The organism is Pseudalkalibacillus hwajinpoensis (assembly GCF_015234585.1).
GTDB classification, from domain to species: domain Bacteria; phylum Bacillota; class Bacilli; order Bacillales; family Guptibacillaceae; genus Guptibacillus; species Guptibacillus hwajinpoensis_B.
The window spans coordinates 742,394-764,633 of the sequence record NZ_JADFCM010000001.1 but is presented as its reverse complement, the minus strand read 5'-3'; the positions used below and the strand labels follow the sequence as shown (position 1 = coordinate 764,633).

General features: G+C 40.4%; 21 protein-coding genes. 3 read left to right on the top strand and 18 right to left on the bottom strand.

The genetic code is table 11. The annotated features are described in order from the left end of the window. The first annotated feature begins 177 nt into the window (after nucleotides 1–177). The gene (cax, locus tag IQ283_RS03560) at nucleotides 178–1,251 is read left to right on the top strand and encodes a calcium/proton exchanger (RefSeq protein WP_194218770.1); all 1,074 of its coding nucleotides are present in this window, start codon (nucleotides 178–180) and stop codon (nucleotides 1,249–1,251) included. Between the two features lie 212 nt (nucleotides 1,252–1,463). Next, on the top strand, nucleotides 1,464–2,219 hold the full coding sequence (gene map, locus IQ283_RS03555) for a type I methionyl aminopeptidase (protein WP_194219587.1): 756 nt from the start codon (nucleotides 1,464–1,466) through the stop codon (nucleotides 2,217–2,219). 36 nt (nucleotides 2,220–2,255) lie between these two features. Here the strand turns inward: map and IQ283_RS03550 are convergent, their stop codons facing one another. From IQ283_RS03550 to uvrB, 14 genes are all read right to left on the bottom strand, one after another. After that, nucleotides 2,256–2,762: an acyltransferase gene (locus IQ283_RS03550; protein WP_194218769.1), complete on the bottom strand. Its 507-nt coding sequence runs from the start codon at nucleotides 2,760–2,762 to the stop codon at nucleotides 2,256–2,258. Beyond that, on the bottom strand, nucleotides 2,759–3,403 hold the full coding sequence (gene ppaX / locus IQ283_RS03545; RefSeq protein ID WP_194218768.1) for a pyrophosphatase PpaX: 645 nt from the start codon (nucleotides 3,401–3,403) through the stop codon (nucleotides 2,759–2,761). Before ppaX ends, IQ283_RS03550 begins: the two co-directional genes overlap by 4 nt. After that, on the bottom strand, nucleotides 3,393–4,343 hold the full coding sequence (locus IQ283_RS03540) for a nucleoside recognition domain-containing protein (RefSeq protein ID WP_194219586.1): 951 nt from the start codon (nucleotides 4,341–4,343) through the stop codon (nucleotides 3,393–3,395). The genes ppaX and IQ283_RS03540 overlap by 11 nt, the downstream gene beginning before the upstream one ends. A gap of 10 nt (nucleotides 4,344–4,353) precedes the next feature. Next, entirely contained in the window at nucleotides 4,354–5,166 is an 813-nt protein-coding gene (lgt, locus tag IQ283_RS03535) for a prolipoprotein diacylglyceryl transferase (protein ID WP_194218767.1), read from the bottom strand. Between the two features lie 36 nt (nucleotides 5,167–5,202). After that, nucleotides 5,203–6,141 carry an HPr(Ser) kinase/phosphatase gene (gene hprK, locus IQ283_RS03530; protein ID WP_194218766.1) on the bottom strand — a complete coding sequence of 313 codons (939 nt, stop codon included), beginning with the start codon at nucleotides 6,139–6,141 and terminating at the stop codon, nucleotides 5,203–5,205. A 219-nt stretch (nucleotides 6,142–6,360) separates the two neighbouring features. Next, the gene (locus IQ283_RS03525; RefSeq protein ID WP_206759438.1) at nucleotides 6,361–8,037 is read right to left on the bottom strand and encodes a glycerol-3-phosphate dehydrogenase/oxidase; all 1,677 of its coding nucleotides are present in this window, start codon (nucleotides 8,035–8,037) and stop codon (nucleotides 6,361–6,363) included. Between the two features lie 272 nt (nucleotides 8,038–8,309). Then, on the bottom strand, nucleotides 8,310–9,806 hold the full coding sequence (gene glpK / locus IQ283_RS03520) for a glycerol kinase GlpK (protein WP_194218764.1): 1,497 nt from the start codon (nucleotides 9,804–9,806) through the stop codon (nucleotides 8,310–8,312). 31 nt (nucleotides 9,807–9,837) lie between these two features. Then, on the bottom strand, nucleotides 9,838–10,665 hold the full coding sequence (locus IQ283_RS03515) for an MIP/aquaporin family protein (protein WP_194219585.1): 828 nt from the start codon (nucleotides 10,663–10,665) through the stop codon (nucleotides 9,838–9,840). Nucleotides 10,666–10,870: 205 nt separating this feature from the next. Continuing rightward, a complete protein-coding gene (locus tag IQ283_RS03510; protein WP_194218763.1) occupies nucleotides 10,871–11,431 on the bottom strand; it encodes a glycerol-3-phosphate responsive antiterminator in 561 nt (186 codons plus the stop codon). Nucleotides 11,432–11,516: 85 nt separating this feature from the next. Continuing rightward, the gene (locus tag IQ283_RS03505) at nucleotides 11,517–11,879 is read right to left on the bottom strand and encodes a phage holin family protein (protein WP_194218762.1); all 363 of its coding nucleotides are present in this window, start codon (nucleotides 11,877–11,879) and stop codon (nucleotides 11,517–11,519) included. A gap of 63 nt (nucleotides 11,880–11,942) precedes the next feature. Further along, a complete protein-coding gene (locus IQ283_RS03500; protein WP_194218761.1) occupies nucleotides 11,943–12,995 on the bottom strand; it encodes a DUF4097 family beta strand repeat-containing protein in 1,053 nt (350 codons plus the stop codon). Nucleotides 12,996–13,038: 43 nt separating this feature from the next. Further along, the gene (locus IQ283_RS03495; RefSeq protein WP_194218760.1) at nucleotides 13,039–13,332 is read right to left on the bottom strand and encodes a DUF4870 domain-containing protein; all 294 of its coding nucleotides are present in this window, start codon (nucleotides 13,330–13,332) and stop codon (nucleotides 13,039–13,041) included. A gap of 108 nt (nucleotides 13,333–13,440) precedes the next feature. Next, nucleotides 13,441–16,308: an excinuclease ABC subunit UvrA gene (gene uvrA, locus IQ283_RS03490; RefSeq protein ID WP_194218759.1), complete on the bottom strand. Its 2,868-nt coding sequence runs from the start codon at nucleotides 16,306–16,308 to the stop codon at nucleotides 13,441–13,443. 7 nt (nucleotides 16,309–16,315) lie between these two features. Continuing rightward, nucleotides 16,316–18,292, bottom strand: a complete 1,977-nt coding sequence (uvrB, locus tag IQ283_RS03485) for an excinuclease ABC subunit UvrB (RefSeq protein WP_194219584.1) — start codon at nucleotides 18,290–18,292, stop codon at nucleotides 16,316–16,318. A 205-nt stretch (nucleotides 18,293–18,497) separates the two neighbouring features. Between uvrB and IQ283_RS03480 the strand changes: the two genes are divergently transcribed. Further along, nucleotides 18,498–19,364, top strand: coding sequence for a sulfite exporter TauE/SafE family protein (locus tag IQ283_RS03480; protein ID WP_194218758.1), 867 nt, complete (start codon nucleotides 18,498–18,500; stop codon nucleotides 19,362–19,364). Nucleotides 19,365–19,367: 3 nt separating this feature from the next. Here IQ283_RS03480 and IQ283_RS03475 read toward each other — a convergent pair whose 3' ends face one another. The 4 genes from IQ283_RS03475 to IQ283_RS03460 all read right to left on the bottom strand — a co-directional run bounded on the left by IQ283_RS03475 (nucleotide 19,368) and on the right by IQ283_RS03460 (nucleotide 22,223). Then, on the bottom strand, nucleotides 19,368–19,598 hold the full coding sequence (locus IQ283_RS03475) for a DUF2198 family protein (protein WP_194218757.1): 231 nt from the start codon (nucleotides 19,596–19,598) through the stop codon (nucleotides 19,368–19,370). Nucleotides 19,599–19,731: 133 nt separating this feature from the next. Beyond that, nucleotides 19,732–20,259 (bottom strand): acyl-CoA thioesterase, encoded by a 528-nt coding sequence (locus IQ283_RS03470; RefSeq protein WP_194219583.1) that lies wholly within the window; start codon nucleotides 20,257–20,259, stop codon nucleotides 19,732–19,734. A 143-nt stretch (nucleotides 20,260–20,402) separates the two neighbouring features. Then, entirely contained in the window at nucleotides 20,403–20,738 is a 336-nt protein-coding gene (locus IQ283_RS03465) for a hypothetical protein (RefSeq protein ID WP_194218756.1), read from the bottom strand. 294 nt (nucleotides 20,739–21,032) lie between these two features. Next, entirely contained in the window at nucleotides 21,033–22,223 is a 1,191-nt protein-coding gene (locus IQ283_RS03460; RefSeq protein WP_194218755.1) for a PDZ domain-containing protein, read from the bottom strand. Nucleotides 22,224–22,240 lie beyond the last annotated feature (17 nt).

Sequence of the window (22,240 nt, the reverse complement as noted above, 5' to 3'; positions counted from 1 at the left end):
CCAATATGAATCCCCTTTATTTTTTAGGTAATCTTAAGGAATGATGTCGATTTATGACTCATCCCGTCTTCATCAGGATCACTTATTGATAAATTAGGGTAATAGCTTTGAAAGAAACTTTCTTTTCCAATTAAGGAAATCTATAATGAGGAAAAGAGTAGATGATGAAAAGAGAGGATGTGTCATGTGGTCAATAAAATCTTCTTCTTCCTAGTTATTATTGGAGTACCATTGTCCGTTGCCGGAAGTCTTCTTCACTGGTCGCAAACACTAATGTTTATTGTCTATTGCTTAACAATCATTTCTCTTGCTGCTTTTATGGGAAGAGCGACGGAAAGCCTTGCTGTTATCTCTGGCCCTAGAATTGGTGGATTGTTAAACGCCACATTTGGCAATGCTGTTGAACTGATCATTTCTATCTTTGCATTAAGAGAAGGGTTAATTGAAATTGTGCTCGCTTCGCTAACAGGATCAGTACTGGGAAATCTACTTCTCGTTGCTGGATTATCCTTTTTCGTTGGAGGCTTAAAATTCAAAAGGCAAAAATTCAATGTATACGATGCAAGGCACAACTCAGGATTACTTATGTTTGGTGTCATCGTAGCGTTTGTTATTCCTGAAGTTTTTTCAATGGGCATGAGTGACGCTGAAGCCATTTCATTGAGTACAGGCATTTCCATTATCCTCATCATTCTTTACCTTGCCGCTCTCTTCTTCAAGCTCGTCACTCACCGCGGCGTCTATCAGCACGTCTCAGACCAAGAAGGTAGCGATCACACACATGAAGAGCCTGAATGGAGCAGAAAAAAAGCAATGCTCGTTCTAGCACTCTCCACAGCCGCCGTTGCTTACGTGTCAGAAAGCCTTGTTCATACGTTTGAAACAGTTGGAGAAACGTTTGGATGGAGCGAGTTATTCATCGGGGTGATTATTGTAGCGATTGTAGGAAATGCCGCTGAACATGCTTCAGCTATTATTATGGCCTACAAAAACAAAATGGATGTTGCTGTGGAAATTGCAGTAGGTTCAACGCTTCAAGTTGCGATGTTTGTTGCACCGCTACTTGTCCTAATCTCTCTTTTCTTCCCAGTACAAATGCCACTCGTATTTACATTACCAGAGCTTGTCACTATGGTAACAGCTGTCTTACTTATGATTGTGATTAGTAATGATGGAGAAACAAACTGGTTTGAAGGAGCAACATTACTTGCTGCTTACTTAATCATGGGGATAGGATTTTATTTACTTTAATCAATAGCTATGTTGGCTTATATTGTTGATATCTTTATTTTTGGTTCATTAATATAAGCTAAACAATAAACCTGCAATTTGCGGGTTTTTTTGTTACAGTAACTGAGGGAAGTTCTTCCGCATAACGTGTTAGAAAATAAACGATAATAGCCAATAGCAGGTGGAAGAAACACCTAATAGAATAAATGAATACGCAGAAAGTAGGCGAAAATATGATTCACCGTAAAACAAATCGAGAGATTCAATTAATGAAAGAAGCAGGCGAAGTACTTGCCGATTGTCACAAAGAATTACGAAGCATTATCAAGCCTGGTGTAACAACCAAACAAATCGATGACTTTGTTGAACTCTTTCTAGAAGAACGCGGCGCGACACCTGAGCAAAAGGGATACCAGGACTATCCTTACGCAACGTGTGCTTCAGTTAATGATGTCATTTGCCACGGATTCCCAGGTTCGAAAAAATTAAAAGAAGGCGACATCGTTACAATTGATATGGTTGTCAATTTGAATGGCGCACTCGCTGATTCTGCATGGACGTATGCAGTTGGAGAAATTTCAGAGGAAAAGCAGCATTTGCTTGAAGCGACGAAAAAGTCCCTCTACCTTGGTATCGAGCAGGCAGTCATTGGCAATCGTATTGGCGATATTGGCCATGCGATTCAAAAATACGCTGAAGCAGAAGGCTTTGGCGTTGTCCGTGACTTCACTGGACATGGCATTGGACCTACCCTTCACGAAGAACCAATGATTCCACACTTTGGTCAACCTGGTACAGGAGCACGATTGAAAGAAGGTATGGTGATTACAATTGAACCGATGCTAAACATCGGTAAACCATATAGCACAATTGACGAAGACGGCTGGACAGCTCGCACAGTAGATGGTTCTACATCAGCTCAGTATGAGCATACGCTCGCAATTACAAAAGACGGCCCGGTAATTTTAACTGATCAAGGTGACGAATAACTAATAGAAATCCCGTAGCAATATGCTACGGGATTTCTATATATCATGCTTTGCTCGTTCTTCTTTCGTATAAATCACCTGCATCGGATTCCCACCAACAAAAGCCCCTGCTGGCACACTTTTATGAACAAGCGTTCCAGCTGAAACAATCGCTCCGTCACCAATTGTAATGCCAGGAAGCAAAGTAGTATTTGCTCCGATCATTACGCGATCGCCAATCACAACATCTCCAAGTCGATACTCATCAATCAAATATTCATGAGCAAGAATGGTCGTATTGTAACCAACAATCGAATTCTTCCCGACTGAAATTTTCTCCGGAAACATAATGTCGAGCATCACCATTAGGGCAAATGCGGTTTGGTCGCCGATTTCCACTCCAAGAAATGTCTTATATAACCAATTTTTCATCGGAATAAACGGGGTATACCGAGCAAGCTGAATAACAATAAAATTCTTAACTACCTTCCAAAAGGGGACTGTTTTATAAATTTGCCAGAGAGCGTTGCTACCAGTAACGGGGTACCTCTCCGTGTTTCTCACTTTTCGACTCCAGCAATCGCAAGAAGTTCTCCCATATGGTCAACAAGGTAATCTGGCTTAAACGACGCCAGGAAGTCGCTCCCTTTAATCGTCCACGAAACACCTACAGTCGTAACACCTGCGTTTTGTCCAGCAAGAATATCGTATTGGCTATCTCCAACCATAATCGTTTCTTCTCGAACTGAACGAAGCTCCTTCATTGCTGTTTCAAGCTGTTCTGGATGCGGTTTAGGGTTCTCAACTTCATCAACTGTGATGACAACTGGGAAGAACTGATCAAGCTCAGTTAGCTTTAACCCCATTTCAACTGTGTTTCTCATTTTCGACGTCACAATTGCAAGCTTATATCCGTTTTCAGATAGCGTCTTAATCGTTTCAAAAACGCCATCGAATTCCGTTACAAGATTATCGTGATTTGCGATATTATGTTCACGATAAAAAGCGACCATTTCTTCCGCTCGACTTTCATCATGCTTAGCAAATGTCAGATAAAGTGGCTCTCCAATAAACTGCTTCAACTCTTCATCCTCATAACGACCTGGATAAAAGTGTTCAAACGTATGCCTAAATGAAGCCATAATTAAATCATTCGTATTAATCAGTGTTCCGTCTAAATCAAATAAAATTGTGTTAATGCTCATACGATGGTTCCTTTCTTTCTGAAGCGTTCAATTCACGTCGCTTCCATATTACTGAGACGATAATCGTTAAAAGTATGGCTGTTACAAGTCTTACGAGAAGAAGCCAGATAACAGGAATTCCAAGAGGAATGAAAATAAGAGTATCCTCAATGACAGCATGACACGCCACAAGAAAAATAAACGCTAAGTAAAGGTCTTTCTTCTCAACGCCATCTTCTTTTACAGCTTGAATCATTACTCCTGCTCCATAAGCGAGCCCAAAAACAAGACCTGCAGCAAGCGTTGTAGATGTATTTTCTTTCATACCTAACCCCTTCGTCACTGGAGCCATCCAGCGTGAAAACGTCGAAAGCCAGGAAAAGTCTTTCATAACCTGTATGAAAATCATAAGTGGAATCACGATCAGAGCGAGCTGAAGAACACCTAACGATGCTTTTTCTAATCCTTGAAGAATAATAGAGCCCCAACCGGTAACCATTTCATTCGTTTGAGAAACAAAACCATACGCTGCCTGTTCGCTTCCACCTCGCCAGACAATGTTGATTATAAAAGCAGAGAGGACAGCAAGCCCCAGTCTAACGGCAAGAATAACCCATAACTTTACACCCACTCTTGCAGCAACGCCTGACTCAATAAGCAAATTGTGTGAGAAGGAAAGCATAACAGCCAAAATAAACACCTCTTTGACCGTTAAATCGAGTGTAAGAATGGCTCCGATCCCCGCATAAAGATTCAAGAAATTCCCTAGCACAAGAGGAATAGCTGCGTCTCCAGACAAGCCCATCCATTTCATGACAGGAGCGATTAACGTAACGATCCATTCGAGAACAGGTGTATAACGAAGGAGGGTCATTACTAAGGTGATTGGAAAAATAATTTTCCCAAGGTCCCACGTTGTTATGAGCCCTGCTTTTAAGCCCCGTCGCAAAATGCCCACAATGACACTCCTCCTATCCTTTTTCGTTATAAGGCTTTGCTTTCATTACTTTGCGTCGATAAATGATTAAAGCGATCGACACAATAATTAATACAACTGAAATCACCTGTGCTACCCTTAAAGATTCCGTTAACATTAGACTATCTGTACGGAGTCCCTCAATATAAAGGCGACCAATAGAATACCATGTTACATAAGCAAGGAAAACTTCTCCTCGCTTAACGGCCGTTCTTTGAAGAATTACAAGCAGCACGACTCCAGCTATGTTCCAAAGTGATTCGTAAAGAAATGTCGGGTGATAATAAGTCCCGTCAATATACATTTGATTAATAATAAAATCCGGAAGCATCAGATTCTCGAGAAATGCTCTAGTGACAGGTCCCCCATGCGCTTCCTGGTTCATAAAGTTACCCCAACGTCCGATCGCTTGCCCTAGTATAATACTCGGAGCAGCGATGTCAGCAATTTTCCAGAAAGATAGTCCACGCTTTCTAGTGAAAATAATAGCTGTAATAACAGAACCAATTAATGCACCGTGAATGGCGATACCACCTTCCCAAATGGCAAAGATGTCACCAGGATTATCTTTGTAGTAGCTCCACTGGAAAATAACATAGTAAATACGCGCTGAAATAATGGCTATGGGGACAGCCCATAAAATTAGATCAACAAAGGTTTCTTTTGGCAGGCCCTGGCGCTTTGTTTCTCTCATAGCTAGAAGCAAGCCAAGGTAAGCTCCAAAAGCAATGATAATGCCGTACCAGTAAATCGAGATCGGTCCAAGCTCTAGCGCGACGCGATCAAGAGGCTGTATTGAGGCTAGCATGTCGTTGTCTCTCCTTTATCCATATCTTGATTAAGATTAGATGCTGTCGTGCTCGTCTCCATCTTCAATCTCTCTTGTCAGTCTTTCTGAAAATTGCTTTGCTGCATTCATCCCCATATTTTTCAGACGGAAATTCATCGCTGCTACTTCTATAATGATCGCAAGGTTTCGTCCTGGACGAACTGGCACAACAAGTCTTGGCACATTCGAATCAATGATTTTCATATACTCCTCTTCAAGACCAAGACGATCATAAACCTTTTTCGAATCCCAAAGTTCTAGATTCATCACTAGGGAGATCTTTTTGTAATTTCGAATCGCACCTGCACCAAACAACGTCATGACGTTAATGATGCCGAGGCCTCTTATTTCAAGTAAATGTTGAATTAATTCAGGAGCGCTACCGACTAGCGTATTTTCCGCTTCCTGACGGATTTCCACGGAATCATCTGCTACAAGACGATGACCACGCTTTACAAGCTCAAGAGCTGTTTCACTTTTCCCTACGCCACTCGAGCCTGTAATGAGTACACCTACGCCATAAATATCCACAAGAACACCGTGAATCGCAGTGTTTGGCGCAAGCTGACTCTCAAGATAATTCGTTAAGCGGCTGCTTAAGCGAGTCGTTGTCATATTAGATCGTAAAATAGGAACATCTTTTTCTTTAGATGACGCGATCAATTCCTCAGGAACTTCCATATCTCTAGAAAGAACTATCCCAGGTGTTTCGTCTGTACAGAGCTTCTGCATCCGCTCTACTTTCTGCTCATCTGTTAAACCATGAAAGAAGGACATCTCTGTCTTTCCGAGTAGCTGCAAACGTTCTGCTGGATAATAAGTGAAAAAACCAGCCATTTCTAGTCCCGGTCGTGAAATATCACTCGTTGTGATCGGACGATGAATCCCTTCCTCCCCGCTCACAAGCTCAAGACTGAACTTCTCAATGACATCTTTCATACGAACTTTAACCATTCGTAAACCTCCTATGTAAGAACCAAAAAGACGGTTCCATTTCAACTTCCCCTATTGTACCATTTCCTATTTCAAAGCACATACAGAATTGGAGCCCTTTTTGAGAGTGGGGTCATGAGAGTGGGGTCAGGTACGTACCTGACCCACTCTCACCCTTCAGAAGATTAACACTCCTTAAAATACAAAAAAAACCGAAGCGAATGCTTCGGTTTGAAAAGCTTATTTTACTTTTAATGGCACAACAGCATCATGCATTTGCTTATCTAGCTCTTGAATGTGTGCTTGTTTCATTTCATTTGACCAGTTAAGTCGCTTAGCCATATACTCGATAACTGGCTCTTTCCAGCGACGAACCCAATCAATGTCAAAGTAAAGGGCACTTGTTCTACGATTGAAGTAATCAAGTGGAGTTGCCACCATTTCTTCTTCAATACCATAGATAAGGGTAGCGAATACTTCAAGACTTAAGTTATGGAAATTCGCTTCCGTTCCGACCGTTTCAATGATTTGATAAATTCGTTCAATGTTAGAACCATATCGCTGCACGAGGGTTTCTGCTTCATTAACACTTAGACCAAGTGTTGTACCTCTACGAACTTGTTCTGTTGCATATTCCTTAAAGCCTTTGCTTCCTCCAACATAGCCACCAGAGAGAACCATATTCTTTGTAGTAGAAGCAGGGAATTTCTTATATTTTTCTTCTTTAAATTGATCCGCAATCAGACTAACGACTTTTTCAGCCATTTTGCGATAGCCCGTTAATTTACCACCAGCAATGGTAATCAAACCGGAATCTGATAGGAAGATCTCATCTTTACGAGAAATTTCAGATGGGTCTTTTCCTTCTTCGTGAATCAACGGACGTACACCTGACCAGCTTGATTCCACATCTTCTTTTGTTACATTAATGCTTGGGAACATATAGTTCGCTGCATCAACAATATAATCTCTGTCTTCTACTGTCATCTGCGGATGTACAGGATTTTTCGTATAATGCGTATCCGTTGTACCGATATACGTTTTGCCGGCGCGTGGGATTGCAAACATCATTCGCCCATCATTAAATGGCGTGTCGAAATAGACGGCTTGTTGAAGTGGGAATTTAGATTGATCAAATACTAGGTGAACCCCTTTAGTTAGGAACATGTGCTTACCTTTTTTCGATTGATCAAGACCACGAATTTCATCGACCCATGGGCCAGCTGCATTCACAACTTTTTTCGCTCTAATCTCACGTGTTTCACCTGTTACAACGTCTTTAGCTCGTACACCAACAATCTTACCATCTTCATATAAAAGCTGTTCTGCTTTCACATAGTTTACAGCTTTTCCACCGCGATGAACGGCTTCTTTCATAATTTCAAGCGTGAGACGGGCATCATCTGTTCGATACTCAACATAATATCCGCCGCCCTTCACATCACTTTTACGAAGAAGCGGCTCTTTGTCTAGCGCTTCCTTCTTAGAAAGCATGCTTCTTCTTTCTTTCCGTTTAACACCAGCCAGTCTGTCATAAAGTGCAAGACCAGCTCCAGTAGAAAATTTGCCGAATGTACCGCCTTTAATAATTGGTAGTAGCATCCATTCAGGTGTTGTAACGTGAGGAGCATTTTCATAAACGATCGCTCGCTCTTTACCAACTTCAGCGACTAATCCAATTTCGAGATTTTTCAAATAACGCAATCCACCGTGAACAAGTTTCGTTGAACGACTTGACGTACCAGCAGCGAAATCCTGCATTTCGATAACAGCCGAGTTCATTCCACGAGATGCAGAATCAAGTAAGATACCTGCCCCTGTAATTCCGCCGCCAACAACGAGTACATCTAACTCCTCTGATACAATTTGATCAAGCACAACGCTTCTTTGTAATCCTGAAAATGGTTTAACCAAGATGAACACACTCCCTTTTGTTATATAAACACTTACATTTTTAAAATGATTAATTAATACCTCTTCAGTACTTTACCCCTAATGTAGGGTTTCTTAAGCATAAGATTGAACATTGCTACTAAGAAAACTGGTTTAAAGGACAAAAAAAGACCACAACACACCAGAGCATAACAAACTATGCTTGGGCGCTGTGGTCTTCTCCTATTCTCCGACCAGAACTATATTAACTTGTCTCCATTGTAACACAGTTAGAAGACTATGCCTACAGAAAAGGATTATTTAAAAGCCATTGTAGCATTTACAGCTTTCTTCCATCCTCCGTAAAGCTCTTCTCTCTGATCTTCTTTCATTTGAGGATCAAACGTGTGATCAATCATCCATTGCTTTTTGATCTCTTCTTTATTCTTCCAATATCCTGTCGCAAGTCCTGCAAGATAAGCTGCACCAAGTGCAGTCGTCTCACTAACAGTCGGACGCTCAACAGGTACACCAATGATATCGCTCTGGAATTGCATCAAGAAGCTATTGTTTACTACGCCTCCATCGACGCGAAGTGTTTTCAAGTCGATGCCAGAATCAGCTGTCATCGCATCAAGAACATCTCTTGTTTGATAAGCAAGTGATTCAAGAGTTGCACGAACAAAGTGCTCCTTACTCGTTCCTCTTGTTAATCCAAATACAGCACCTTTTACATCGCTATCCCAATAAGGTGTACCAAGACCAACAAAGGCAGGTACCATATACACACCGTCTGTTGACTCAACGCGTTCCGCATAGCGCTCACTTTCTGGTGCTTCGTTAAACATACGTAATCCGTCTCTTAGCCATTGAATTGCTGATCCCGCGACGAAAATACTACCTTCAAGAGCATATTCCACTTTTCCATCAACGCCCCATGCGATTGTCGTGAGAAGTCCATTATCTGACTTAACCGCTTTTTCACCTGTATTCATAAGCATGAAACAACCTGTACCATATGTGTTCTTAGCCATTCCTTTTTCATAACATGCCTGACCAAATAATGCTGCTTGCTGGTCTCCGGCCACCCCAGCAATTGGGACATTCTGACCGAAGAAGTGGTAATCGACTGTATTAGCATATACTTCAGAAGATGGGCGAACTTCAGGAAGCATTGACTTAGGAACATTCAGCATTTCAAGCAACTCATCGTCCCATTTCAAGTCATAAATGTTATACATCATCGTACGAGAAGCATTTGTATAATCCGTCACGTGTGCTTTCCCACCAGAAAGTTTCCAGATCAACCAGGAATCAATTGTACCAAAGAGAAGATCCCCATTCTCAGCCTTCTCGCGTGCACCATCAACATTATCCAGAATCCATTTAACTTTCGTTCCAGAAAAGTAAGCATCGATTAGAAGACCAGTTTTATCTCGAACCATTTCTCCATAGCCCTGTTCTTTTAATTCATTGACGATTCCGGCTGTTTGGCGAGACTGCCATACAATTGCATGGTAGATTGGCTTACCAGTATTTTTATCCCAAACAACTGTTGTTTCACGTTGATTTGTAATCCCGATGGCTTCAATGTCTTTCGCAGACAACTCAGAAGTGGACGAAAGAACTTGAGCCATTACCGAAAGAATAGAGCTCCAGATTTCTTGAGCATCGTGCTCAACCCAACCAGCCTTAGGAAAATACTGCTTAAATTCTTTTTGAGCAACGTTTACAATTTCACCTTTCTTATTAAACAAAATGGCACGTGAACTCGTAGTTCCTTGGTCTAATGATAGAATGAACTTCTCTGACATGATAATTCCTCCCTAAATATAGTTATGAAGATTAATTTTTAGCCTCTGAAGAAGAGTGAACAGAATCTTGAAGTTTATCACTAAGCTGATATAACACAATAAATAAAATGGCTGTAATCACTGTAGCTATCCAGAAAATCATACCATAACTTGCTTCTGTTACCGCTTTAAAAAGAATGGCTCCATACATTCCCCCACACACTGGCCCTATAACTGGAATCCATGCATATTGCCAATTCGAATCACCTTTACCTGGAATAGGTAAGAAAAAGTGTGCGATTCTTGGACCAAGATCACGAGCAGGGTTAATGGCGTAACCAGTCGTACCGCCTAGTGATAGACCAATAGCTACAATGAGAAAACCAACGATGAATGGATTCAGTCCATCTGTAAATTCATTAGAACCAATCGCTAGTAACCCAATTAAAAGCATAGCCGTCCCAATAAACTCACTTAAAAAGTTGCTGAACGTATGCGGTATAGCAGGGTCAGTAGAAAAAACAGCTAATTTAAGCGCTTTATCATCTTCTCTACGAAAATGAGGTAGAAAATGAAAATATACAATACATCCACCGAGGAATGCACCAATCATTTGCGCCGTTATGTAGCTCGGTACATCGCTCCATGGAAAATCGCCAACGGCAGCTAGTCCTAATGTTACAGCTGGATTGAGGTGAGCCCCACTAACTTGTCCAACAGCATAAACACCCATCGCAACACCAAGTCCCCAACCGAGGGCTACAACGATCCATCCACCTCCCTGAGCTTTAGAATCTTTTAAGTTAACGTTTGCAACAACGCCACCACCAAAAATAATTAAAATCATAGTTCCTAATATTTCACCAATAAATGGAGTCAACTTAGTCACCTTCCTCTTGAGTTTAGGTAAAAACTCTTCCATGTATCTATTCCCTTTTTTTATTATTCTAAAAGGGTAAATAAAAAAAACCACAACAATCTTTCCTATCTAAATGATAGGACTTGTGTGTGGTTCTCCTCATCTCAGGCACGAGTTATTAACCTAATACTATTTAACCAGATGAATGTAAGCGATGTCAACTGGATTAATTTGGTTGGAAATGTCTCCACAGCTCTTTCTTAGAGGTTGTTACAGCAGCAGCACCACCTCTTAACGCCGCTTCTACATCCTCTACTGAACGAATAAATCCTCCTGCGAAAATAGGTACTTTAATTTGTTCATGAAGCTCTTCAAAAACCTGCGGAATGATACCAGGCAATACCTCAACACAGTCTGGCTTCGTATTTCTGACCATGCTGTAACTGGTATCAAGGGCCATTGAATCAAGCATAAACAAACGCTGCACAGAAAGAATCCCTCTCCGTTTAGCAACGGAAAGAACGCTCGATCTTGTAGAAATTAATCCAGCAGGCTTTACTTCCTGACAGAGAAATTCTGCACCATGTTCATCATTCCTTAACCCTTGAACTAAATCAGCATGAAGAAGAATCTTTTTCCCTGCTCGATTCCCTTCCTTAATCACCGATTTCAACTGACCAATGTGCGTATCTAAAAGCACGATATATGTATACTTACTGTTCAATAATGTTTCAAAATCACGCATCTTCCTAACAGCAGGCAAAATGCTCTGGTTATGAAATGACATGCACACCCCTCCTTTTCTTATTATCTTACCAGAAAAAGCACTTCCGAATGCGACGAAAAACACGCCCTCACAAGAGGGCGTGCTTTTAGGCTTTATTACGAATAGGTTCGATAATCACTTTATCAATTAACAAGTTCAACAAACCTATAATAAGCGCAGCAAGAATGGCCATCATAAAACCATCAATTACGAAAGCTTCTCCCATTAAAAAGGCCGTTATCATAAGCGTAATAGCATTAATGACAATGAGAAACAGACCCAGAGTGACAATCGTAACAGGAAGCGTAAGTAAAATTAAAATCGGCTTCACAAAAACATTCACAATTGCAAGGAGCACGCTTGCCAGTATAGCCGACCCGATTCCTTGAAGGTAAAAACCTTCAAAATATCCTGCTACGACCATTAATACTATACTGTTGACGAGTAAGCTTACAATCCAGTGGCGCATCACGATTCCTCCTTACAATTGACCTTAATGGTATAAACTGTTAATTACACCTTATTCGAGCCATTAAAGATACGACACTGAAATCGAACCAGCAGTCGAATTGGCTTCAATTCGATAGTTATGTTCTGATTCTTCTTCTGTTCTAAACTTCTTCAATCGGTGAGAAATTTCTTTCTTCTCGCGAATAATACTCATATGATCAAGGTCAGTCGTAATCGCTCCAATCGTCGATTTTAGATCACCTTTAATATTCATACCCTTCGGCACAACAATTTGAATCGTACCGTTTACTGTTTTAAGGTCTGCACTTCCGCTTACTGGATTGGTAAGAGTATGACGAATAGCTCCGTTCATGGATTGCGCATCAGCTTCAACAAATGTCCCATCAATTGTAATTGGGCCGTTTGCTGTCTCGAGCTCACAAACTTCTCCATTTGTATCTTCTACAGAAATTGCGCCGTTTCCGGTCTCAGCTTCAAGCACTTTCACCGTAGATTTTCGAATGCCAATTTTACCATTCCCTGTTTTTAACTTAGCTTTCGCAGAGTTCATTCCTTCACCTGTAACGTCACCATTGAAGGTCGTTATCCATACACCTTGATATTCTTTAGCAGGAACATAAATGACTAAATTCACTTTCACATCGGCACGTTCTGATTTAAAAGTTACTTTATCATTATCAACGGAAAAGTACGTTTCACGGAGAAGCTTATCCATGGCATCTTTTTGATTAGACACTCTGTAAACATTAGCACGACAATCAATTTTTACGTCGTTACGGTCCCATGTCTGGAATGTAATTTCCCCATTTCGAACATGAACATCAAGTGTCTCCGTCGAAACCTCTGATTGTTCAAAAACATGGGAAACCTCTTCAGAAGAACCAAAGTTGAAATCAAGATCCATATCCTTTACTTTTTGTATGAGCGACTCAACGAATTGACCTACTCTATATGCTGGAGCCGACCGATCCGCGTTAGAATCTGAAGACTTCTCTTGCTTCGTTTCTTCGGATTTTTCGTTTGTGCCAAGAGCTTTTAACAGTTTCGCACCCTCATCAGCTGATATTTTACCATCTTCAATCATTTTCAAAATCATTCTACGTTCTTCATTCATTCAAAACATCTCCTTTTTTAAATTCGTGTGAACCCCTGTACGATTACCAGCGGAGAACCTGAATACCTTTGACAATGTTCCAAACAAACACAATGACATTTAGTAAACTAAACAATAAAAAACCTAAAATGATCACAACTCCTATATCCATCATAAAAACAGCCACCAACGCAAGAAGGATAGTGAGGAATGGAAGGAGATGAGAAACTATCGAGCGCTTCGCATGGTAAGAGACTTCTTCATCCTTCACCACAAAATAAACGATGATTGGGAAAAGAAACGGTGCGAAAAAAACGCTAAAATAACAAAGGGAGGACATCACTTTCTCAACAGACATAATTGCTTCCCCTTTCAATATTCTCTAACTATCTATACGATTCGTCAAAAAGAAAGTTTCAAAAATGAAAAAGAAAAACGAAAAGACAGCGATCGCTGTCTTTTCCAATTATACTGACTGTGTTTGTTCTAACCTTTTCTTCATCCGGTTCTTATCACGCTCTAGAATTGGGGCAAGGTAACTTCCCGTATAGGAACGCTCTTCTTTCACAATTTTTTCTGGTGTGCCAGTTGCAATGATTTCACCACCACCGTCGCCACCTTCAGGTCCAAGATCAATGAGGTAATCAGCGGTTTTGATGACATCTAGATTATGCTCAATAATGAGGACAGAATCACCGTTTTCAACAAGTCTCTGTAAAACTTCCAGTAACCTTGAAATATCGTCTACATGTAATCCCGTAGTCGGTTCATCAAGAATATATAGGGTTTTACCCGTTGAACGTTTGTATAGTTGTGAAGCTAGCTTCACACGCTGCGCTTCACCACCGGATACGGTTGTTGCAGGCTGACCTAATTTAATATAGCTTAATCCGACATCATAAAGCGTTTGAAGTTTACGATTAATCTTTGGAATGTTTTTAAAGAAATCTAGACCATCTTCTACCGTCATCTCAAGAATATCGGCAATATTCATACCCTTGTATTCAATTTCAAGCGTTTCACGATTATAGCGTTTGCCATGACATACTTCACACGGCACATAAACGTCTGGCAAGAAGTGCATTTCAATTTTAATAATCCCATCACCACGACAAGCTTCACAACGTCCACCTTTGACGTTAAAGCTGAATCGTCCCTTCTTATACCCGCGAACTTTTGCTTCATTTGTTTGTGCAAAAACATCACGAATGTCATCAAAAACTCCTGTATACGTTGCAGGATTTGACCGTGGCGTACGGCCAATTGGAGACTGATCGATATCAATGACTTTATCCACATTCTCGAGTCCATTTATCTTCTTGTGCTCACCTGGTTTATCCTTTGCTTTATGGAGTTTCTGAGCAAGTGCCTTATATAAAATTTCATTAATAAGTGTACTTTTACCTGAGCCAGATACACCCGTTACACAGGTGAATAATCCAATTGGAATCTTCGCCTTCGTGTTTTTTAGATTATTTTCTTTTGCCCCTACTATTTCAATATATCGACCGTCTGGTTTTCGACGCTCAGTCGGAACAGGGATAAATTTCTTGCCTGATAGATATTCCCCTGTTAAAGAATCCTCGTCATTCATTATTTCAGCAGGCGAGCCTTCTGACGTAATATATCCACCGTGGGCTCCTGCACCAGGTCCAATATCAATAATATGATCTGCTGCTAACATCGTATCTTCATCATGCTCCACAACGATAAGTGTATTTCCAAGATCCCGCATGTTCTGAAGGGTTGATATTAAACGATCGTTATCACGCTGATGTAGTCCGATAGACGGTTCATCCAAAATATACAGTACACCCATTAATCTTGATCCTACCTGGGTTGCAAGTCTAATCCGCTGCGCTTCACCTCCGGATAATGTACCAGCTGATCGGTTAAGCGTTAAATAATCCAAACCAACATTGACAAGGAAGCCAAGTCGATCCTGGATTTCTCGTAAAATCATTTTTCCGATTGTAGCTTCTTTTGCAGTTAAATCCAACTGATCAAAAAAGCCAGCAGCATCTTTAATCGCATATTCCGTTGCTTCGCCAATATGCTTTCCATTAATTAAGACAGAGCGAGCTTCTTTCTTTAATCGATAACCTTTACAAGTTGGACAAGGTTTTTGTGCCATATAGGCTTCCATTTGCTCACGGATATAATCTGAACTAGTTTCACGATAGCGTCGTTCAACGTTTGGAATAACTCCTTCAAAAGGAACGTTATTTTCACGAACCTGCCCAAAATCATTTTCATAACGGAAGTAAACTTTTTCCCCATCGCTACCATAAAGCACTTTATCGAGCTGTGCTCTAGGAATTTTGTCTACTGGGGTATCCATATCAATTCCAAAATGATTACAAACACTTTGAAGTAGCTGTGGGTAGTAATTGGAACTTACCGGCTCCCAAGGTGCAATGGCATGTTCTCGAAGGGATTTGTCCCAATCCGGTATGACTAGGTCAAGATCCACTTCAAGTTTCAGTCCTAAGCCGTCACAAGAAGGACAAGCACCAAATGGACTATTAAACGAAAATAATCTCGGCTCCAATTCCCCGATTGAAAAACCACAGTACGGACAGGAATGATGCTGATTGAAAAGAAGCTCTTCCTGCCCCATCACATCTACGATCACCTGGCCACCTCCAAGATTAAGGGCGGTTTCAAGTGAATCTGCTAATCTTGATTGAACGCCTTCTTTCACTACAATACGATCAATCACAACTTCAATGGAATGTTTCTTGTTTTTTTCTAGCGAGATCTCATCCGCAACTTCCATCATCTCTCCATCTACTCGTACGCGAACATAGCCTTGCTTCTTAATATCTTCTAATACTTTCACATGTTCGCCTTTACGACCTGAAACGACTGGGGATAGAATTTGAAGCTTAGTTCGCTCTTCATAAGTCAGTATCCGATCAACCATTTGCTCGATCGTCTGTGACGTAATTTCTACGCCATGACGTGGACAAACAGGACGTCCGATTCTTGCAAATAGAAGACGGAGGTAGTCATAAATCTCGGTTACCGTTCCAACCGTTGAACGAGGGTTACGACTCGTTGTCTTTTGATCAATAGAAATGGCGGGAGACAGACCTTCAATAGCATCTACATCCGGCTTATCCATCTGTCCAAGAAATTGTCTTGCATATGCTGATAACGATTCAACATACCGTCTCTGTCCTTCTGCATAAATCGTATCAAACGCTAGAGATGATTTTCCTGATCCTGATAAGCCTGTTACAACAACAAGCTTATCTCTTGGGATCGATACATCTATATTTTTTAAATTATGGGCTCTTGCCCCTTTGACGACGATCTCATCGTTTGCCATCTGTTCGTCATCCTTCCGCTTTAAGCTCTAATAGTAGGTCACGAAGTTCTGCAGCACGTTCGAAATTCAGTTCTCGTGCAGCTTCCTTCATTTCAGTTTCCACATTTTCAATCACTTTAGCACGCTCTTGCTTCGTCATCTTACCTTGCTTAGGAATCTTATATTCTTCTCCATCTTCAGCTGCAATCGTTGCTCTTATACCTTCACGCACTTTCTTTTGAATTGTTGTCGGCGTAATGCCATATTTTGCGTTGTATTCTTGTTGTATTTCTCTTCTACGACTCGTTTCATTCATGGCCACTTCCATTGAATTGGTAATTTTATCAGCATACAAGATAACATGGCCACCTGAATTTCGGGCAGCACGTCCGATTGTTTGAATTAAAGAACGCTCAGATCGTAAGAACCCTTCCTTATCTGCATCTAAAATTGTAACAAGAGATACTTCTGGGATATCAAGACCTTCCCTTAGAAGGTTAATACCAACAAGAACGTCAAATACACCTAATCGGAGATCACGAATAATTTCAATTCGCTCGAGCGTCTTTATTTCAGAGTGAAGGTAACGTACCTTTACCCCCATTTCAAGCAAATAATCCGTTAAATCCTCTGACATCTTTTTCGTGAGCGTCGTCACAAGTACCCGTTCATTACGTGCAGACCGCTGATTGATTTCATCTAATAGGTCATCAATCTGACCTTCGATAGGACGAATTTCAATTGTTGGATCAAGCAGACCGGTTGGACGGATAATTTGTTCAACAACTTTGGTTGAATGTTCTTCTTCATATGGTCCTGGCGTTGCAGATACATAAACAAATTGATGAGCCTTCTCTTCAAATTCTTCAAAGCGAAGTGGGCGATTATCTTTTGCTGATGGCAAGCGGAATCCATGATCCACTAACACACCTTTTCTTGCCTGATCTCCATTGTACATTCCTCTTACTTGGGGAAGCGTAACGTGAGATTCATCAACCATAATTAAGAAATCATCTGGAAAGTAGTCCATTAATGTATATGGCGTTGCTCCTGCTTCTCTTAGTGTCAAATGCCTAGAATAGTTTTCAATTCCTGAACAAAAGCCCATTTCAGCCATCATTTCAACATCGTATCTTGTGCGCTGTTCAAGTCGTTGAGCTTCAAGAAGTTTGCCTTCTTCATTTAAAACCTTCAGTCTCTCTTCAAGCTCAGCTTCAATTCGCTGTATCGCGATTTTTAACTTTTCTTCACGGGTAACGAAGTGGGAAGCCGGGAATATAGCCACGTGCTCTCTTTCTCCAAGAATTTCACCTGTTAGGGAATTCACTTCAGTGATACGGTCAATTTCATCTCCAAAAAATTCGACGCGAATACAGTGTTCATCTCGTGAGACAGGGAAAATTTCCACAACGTCTCCTCTAACGCGGAATGTACCACGTGTGAAATTAATATCATTCCGGGAATATTGAATATCGACCATATCGCGCAACAGTTGATCACGATCTTTTTCCATTCCTTTTCGAATTGAAAGTACTAGACTTCTGTATTCCTCTGGATTACCAAGACCATAAATACAAGAAACACTTGCTACAATTATGACGTCATTACGCTCAAACAAACTTGATGTTGCAGAATGTCGTAGTTTATCTATTTCGTCATTAATACTTGCATCTTTTTCGATGAATGTATCCGATTGAGGTATGTACGCTTCTGGTTGATAATAATCATAATAGCTTACAAAATATTCCACAGCGTTATGCGGAAAGTACTCCTTAAATTCACTATATAATTGACCAGCAAGAGTTTTATTGTGCGCAATAATGAGGGTCGGTTTATTCACCTCTTGTATCACGTTAGACATTGTGAACGTTTTACCAGTTCCTGTTGCGCCGAGCAACGTTTGGTGGCGTTCATTATTATGAACACCTTGTACAAGTTTCTTAATGGCTTCTGGCTGGTCGCCTTGAGGCTCATAATCAGATACCAACTCGAACTTTTTTTCCACCATCTTCGCCTCCGTTCCTATCATCCATGTCCCTTATTATATCATAGAATATGGTTTAAACTTCAATTAAAGCGAACTGATATTCGCATTTTATTTTCAAGGTTATCTTTCTCTCCATACAAAACTATTGTATGCTGTTAAAGGTTGATTCACAGTGTAGCGCAATTCACGCAGTAATAAGTTTTACTACAAAGGAGTTTTAACATTGCTGCTTTTATGGGCTTTACCACTTGGCCTCTCAATCGGTGCTGTCTCAGGATTTTTTGGCGTAGGCGGGGGATTTCTCCTCACACCTATTCTTTTGTTACTTGGTTATTCACCTGCAACAGCAATCACCATTAGCCTTCTTTATAGCATGAGCACTTCGATTTCTGGATCTTTGAAGTATATTCAAAGTAAAAGAATTCTATGGAAAGTGACTCTTTTTCTATCGATTAGTGGCATGATCGGAACACAGGTTGCTAAACCACTTGTCTTATATTTGGAAGAGAGCAAAATCGATGGTCCAGTTATCTCAATCTTATATATCGTTCTTCTCGCATACTTTTCCATATCCATGCTTTCCAAAGGACAAACTATAGATGAAGAAAATGTTTCTATTTCTGTTTCCCCTCTTCGAACAATTTTAATCGGCTTACTAGGCGGATTTATTTCTTCTACTCTTGGAGTGGGGGGCGGTTTTGTCATGGTACCACTATTAATTCATGTACTACGTCTTCCGCCACGACTTGCAGTGGGTACATCTTTAACTTCCATCTTCTTCATTGTATTGACCGGTTTCTTCTCATATATTCAAACGGTTACCATTCCAATCACCCTTGCCATTCTCTTAGTGATTGGAGCGATCATTGGAGCTAGAATCGGAGCAGGAATGACAGATTCTTTCACTGAAACCACATTAAAGAATCTTCTTGGCATTCTTTACTTTTTTACGTTAGTTAGTATTCTATTACAGCTATTCCATCAGTCGATTTCAGGCCTACTCATTCTATTTCTCTATATTATTTGCCTAATGTGTCTCTTCATTTACCAGTATTGGACGAAAAAGAAGCGCCTATTCTTTTTAAAATAGGCGCTACTTCATTTTTTTCTTATTTTGTTTTTGTGTTTTCATTGAAAAATAAAATCCAACAAGCGCTGACAAAACCGTTAAGACAATCAGATGTATCGGATGATCGATTCCACCAAACACAGCCCACATAAATAAAATCGTTAACCCGAAACTAACGTAAGTATTATATGTAACTCGCGTAAACACGACCATGATAATTGCCGGAACGAATAAAGCAATTAATATTCCTTGCATACTGGTAAGTTCCCCTCTCTAATCACAACTTCTCCCCCCATCTTACAACAAGTTAGGGAGAGAATGCTATGATCAGAAAAGAAAACTCATCATTGGATATTCGTAACCTTATCACATAGGATAAGAAACGACTTTACAATGTAGTAAACTGAGCTGCATCCCAGGGCTTTGGAGTTCCAAATTCACGAGCTAGCTTTCTACTTTCACCTTTGCGACCTTTACGAATCTCTTTTCGTTCAACAGCTGTTTCATTCAAGAATTTCTCCTCTTCTGTTTCAGGGTAAACACCTGGTACCTCAACTGGATTTCCTTCTTCATCAAGGGCTACAAATGTTAAAAGCGCAGTCGCACATACGTGACGTTCACCAGTGAACATTTTCTCTGCAATTGCTTTAACAAAAACCTCCATTGATGTTTTGTGTGTCCACGTCACCATGGATTCAAGACAAACAATGTCTCCTTGATTAATCGGATGAAGAAAATCCACTGAATCAGTTGATGCTGTTACACAGGGTCTTCTTGAATGACGAGTTGCTGAAATAAGAGCAACGTCATCAATGAAGGCCATCAGTTGACCCCCAAATAATGTTCCATGAATATTTGTATGAGTCGGATTGACCACGGTTGCTTTAGCCGTTCTTGACTCATTGGTAGACTTCATATTTGTATCTTCGAATACATTGTCCATTCTAATCACCTTTTCTTTCTTAATGGCTCTGCTAATACACTGGGTTCTAGATTTATACCCTAATCGAGTAAATCTGTGTTGTTAGTAACAAATGACAAAATTCAACCCTTTATAGCTTATTTACTATATTTAAATCCTTTCTCACTAATCCGAGTAATAGGATAATCTTTTGATTCTGCGAGCATTTCAAGGATATTAAAAAGGGATGACTTTGAAATAGTGATTCTATAATGCTTCTCTAGTAGATCTGTCAGGTAAAGCGGCCCCATCGCCACTTGAGAACGTTCAAGGGTTTCTACGATTTCGGAAATTGGAGCTCTTGTAACCACAGACGCGCTACCGTGCATTTGTTTCATAATTGTCTCACGCTCTATTTCAAACTTTTGAAGCAACTTCATTTCTCTTTCATTAAGATCCATTAATTGTTGCTGCAACTGCTTTTCTCCAGTCATTGCGACATGCTCCTTTACGTTAAGAATGATCAAAGTGTAGCAAGCGTTTTGCTAACATACAAGACAGAGAAAATCACTGTAAACGCAATCATCCAAGGGATGAAACGGTTTTCTAACTTCCATATATTTCTTGAATAGAACCTATAACTAAATGGCATAGAAACAAGTACAACTTTATTGTTGAAATAGGTTTAATTCTATAAGTGACAAAGAGAAACATGACTTTTGCTATATAACGAAAAATAGCACAACAAAAAAGAAGAAAGCCTCAGCCTTCTTCTAACGATTCGTTTATTATTGTGCTTCCTCTTGCTCCTCAAAACGATTTTCTTTTACAAATAGCAAACCAAGCTCATGATGAGTATTATTATAAAGCGCTTTTTGCTCAAACCTAACTTCTCCATTAACATCAAGCACTTCCATTTTACAAAAAGCGGCATTACGTTGAAGAGCCGTATAAAAATCTACACCTTTTCCTAAAGGTAGCCCATTCACCTTAGAAATGACTTCGCCAACTTGTAAGTTCATTTGATCTGCAGGTGAGCCGGGGAGAATTCCGAGAATAACAAGTCCTTTATTTCGTTCATTGAAATAGGCAGGCTTATTTTTACCTCGATGAAGAAGTAAAATACCAGCTCGTCCAAGAATCACTAGAATGATCGCAACTAATGCAATCCATTTATTACTCAAAAAGTAACTCATTAGACCAATTAAGACCGTTGCTCCCCCGAGAAGAGCAACCTGCCTACCATTACTCTTCATCTCTGGAAGGGGTAATGCATGGTGTATGAGCTTTCGAAAGCCAATTGGAAATGGCAATAAGATAAAGGCATAGGTTCCAGCACCAAAATCAAGAAGAGGCCACCATGTAAATGATTCAACCTGACCGACTGGAAGGAAGAGGAATAGTGGTAAAAGCCATAGTCTTTGGACTTCATGGGCCCCCACTAACTTTCCACGTTTACTTTCTACGAGTCTTGGTGACGTCTGTTTCCCAGCATTCATCGTAATGAATAACCCTTCCATGAATACTAGAAAGCCAACTAAAATAGCGAGCGCAATCGGCGATGCATTCCCGATCCCCTCTTGCATCGTATTGAGAGTATCGTTACCGAAATCGATTGGAGTATAAAAAAACGTTGCTAGTGTAGGTAAGATGAACACAAAAGCAGGTGATAAAAAACGAATTTGTCCTGTTACTAAAAGCAAAAATGCTCCGAGACTCATTGCTACGGTGGTACTGAAAGGAATCGTTAAACCAAGCAAAAGATTAAGTATCAGAAAAGCGGCTCCAATCAATAATCCAGGTATGATAGCAAATGGAACATCGTCCAAAACATCATGTACTCTTGTGTGAAAATCTCTTCTATCACGTTTTACTCGTGAAAGGCCGAGCATAAATGCTCCAATAATCGTAATATACGTGAGGGGATGAAGGAAAAAACTAATAATTCCCTTAAGTATTGAAAGGCCAAAAGTGTCCATTTTATATTCCTCCATGC

What these genes read in the sequence shown, in the direction of transcription:
- IQ283_RS03475 (WP_194218757.1), bottom strand. Translation starts at nt 19,598, where the DNA reads ATGCAAGGAATATTAATTGCTTTATTCGTTCCGGCAATTATCATGGTC.
- cax (WP_194218770.1), top strand. Translation starts at nt 178, where the DNA reads ATGTGTCATGTGGTCAATAAAATCTTCTTCTTCCTAGTTATTATTGGA.
- IQ283_RS03495 (WP_194218760.1), bottom strand. Translation starts at nt 13,332, where the DNA reads ATGTCTGTTGAGAAAGTGATGTCCTCCCTTTGTTATTTTAGCGTTTTT.
- glpK (WP_194218764.1), bottom strand. Translation starts at nt 9,806, where the DNA reads ATGTCAGAGAAGTTCATTCTATCATTAGACCAAGGAACTACGAGTTCA.
- IQ283_RS03510 (WP_194218763.1), bottom strand. Translation starts at nt 11,431, where the DNA reads ATGTCATTTCATAACCAGAGCATTTTGCCTGCTGTTAGGAAGATGCGT.
- lgt (WP_194218767.1), bottom strand. Translation starts at nt 5,166, where the DNA reads ATGCTAGCCTCAATACAGCCTCTTGATCGCGTCGCGCTAGAGCTTGGA.
- IQ283_RS03470 (WP_194219583.1), bottom strand. Translation starts at nt 20,259, where the DNA reads ATGAAGTCTACCAATGAGTCAAGAACGGCTAAAGCAACCGTGGTCAAT.
- IQ283_RS03465 (WP_194218756.1), bottom strand. Translation starts at nt 20,738, where the DNA reads ATGACTGGAGAAAAGCAGTTGCAGCAACAATTAATGGATCTTAATGAA.
- IQ283_RS03460 (WP_194218755.1), bottom strand. Translation starts at nt 22,223, where the DNA reads ATGGACACTTTTGGCCTTTCAATACTTAAGGGAATTATTAGTTTTTTC.
- IQ283_RS03500 (WP_194218761.1), bottom strand. Translation starts at nt 12,995, where the DNA reads ATGAATGAAGAACGTAGAATGATTTTGAAAATGATTGAAGATGGTAAA.
- IQ283_RS03505 (WP_194218762.1), bottom strand. Translation starts at nt 11,879, where the DNA reads ATGCGCCACTGGATTGTAAGCTTACTCGTCAACAGTATAGTATTAATG.
- hprK (WP_194218766.1), bottom strand. Translation starts at nt 6,141, where the DNA reads ATGGTTAAAGTTCGTATGAAAGATGTCATTGAGAAGTTCAGTCTTGAG.
- ppaX (WP_194218768.1), bottom strand. Translation starts at nt 3,403, where the DNA reads ATGAGCATTAACACAATTTTATTTGATTTAGACGGAACACTGATTAAT.
- map (WP_194219587.1), top strand. Translation starts at nt 1,464, where the DNA reads ATGATTCACCGTAAAACAAATCGAGAGATTCAATTAATGAAAGAAGCA.
- uvrA (WP_194218759.1), bottom strand. Translation starts at nt 16,308, where the DNA reads ATGGCAAACGATGAGATCGTCGTCAAAGGGGCAAGAGCCCATAATTTA.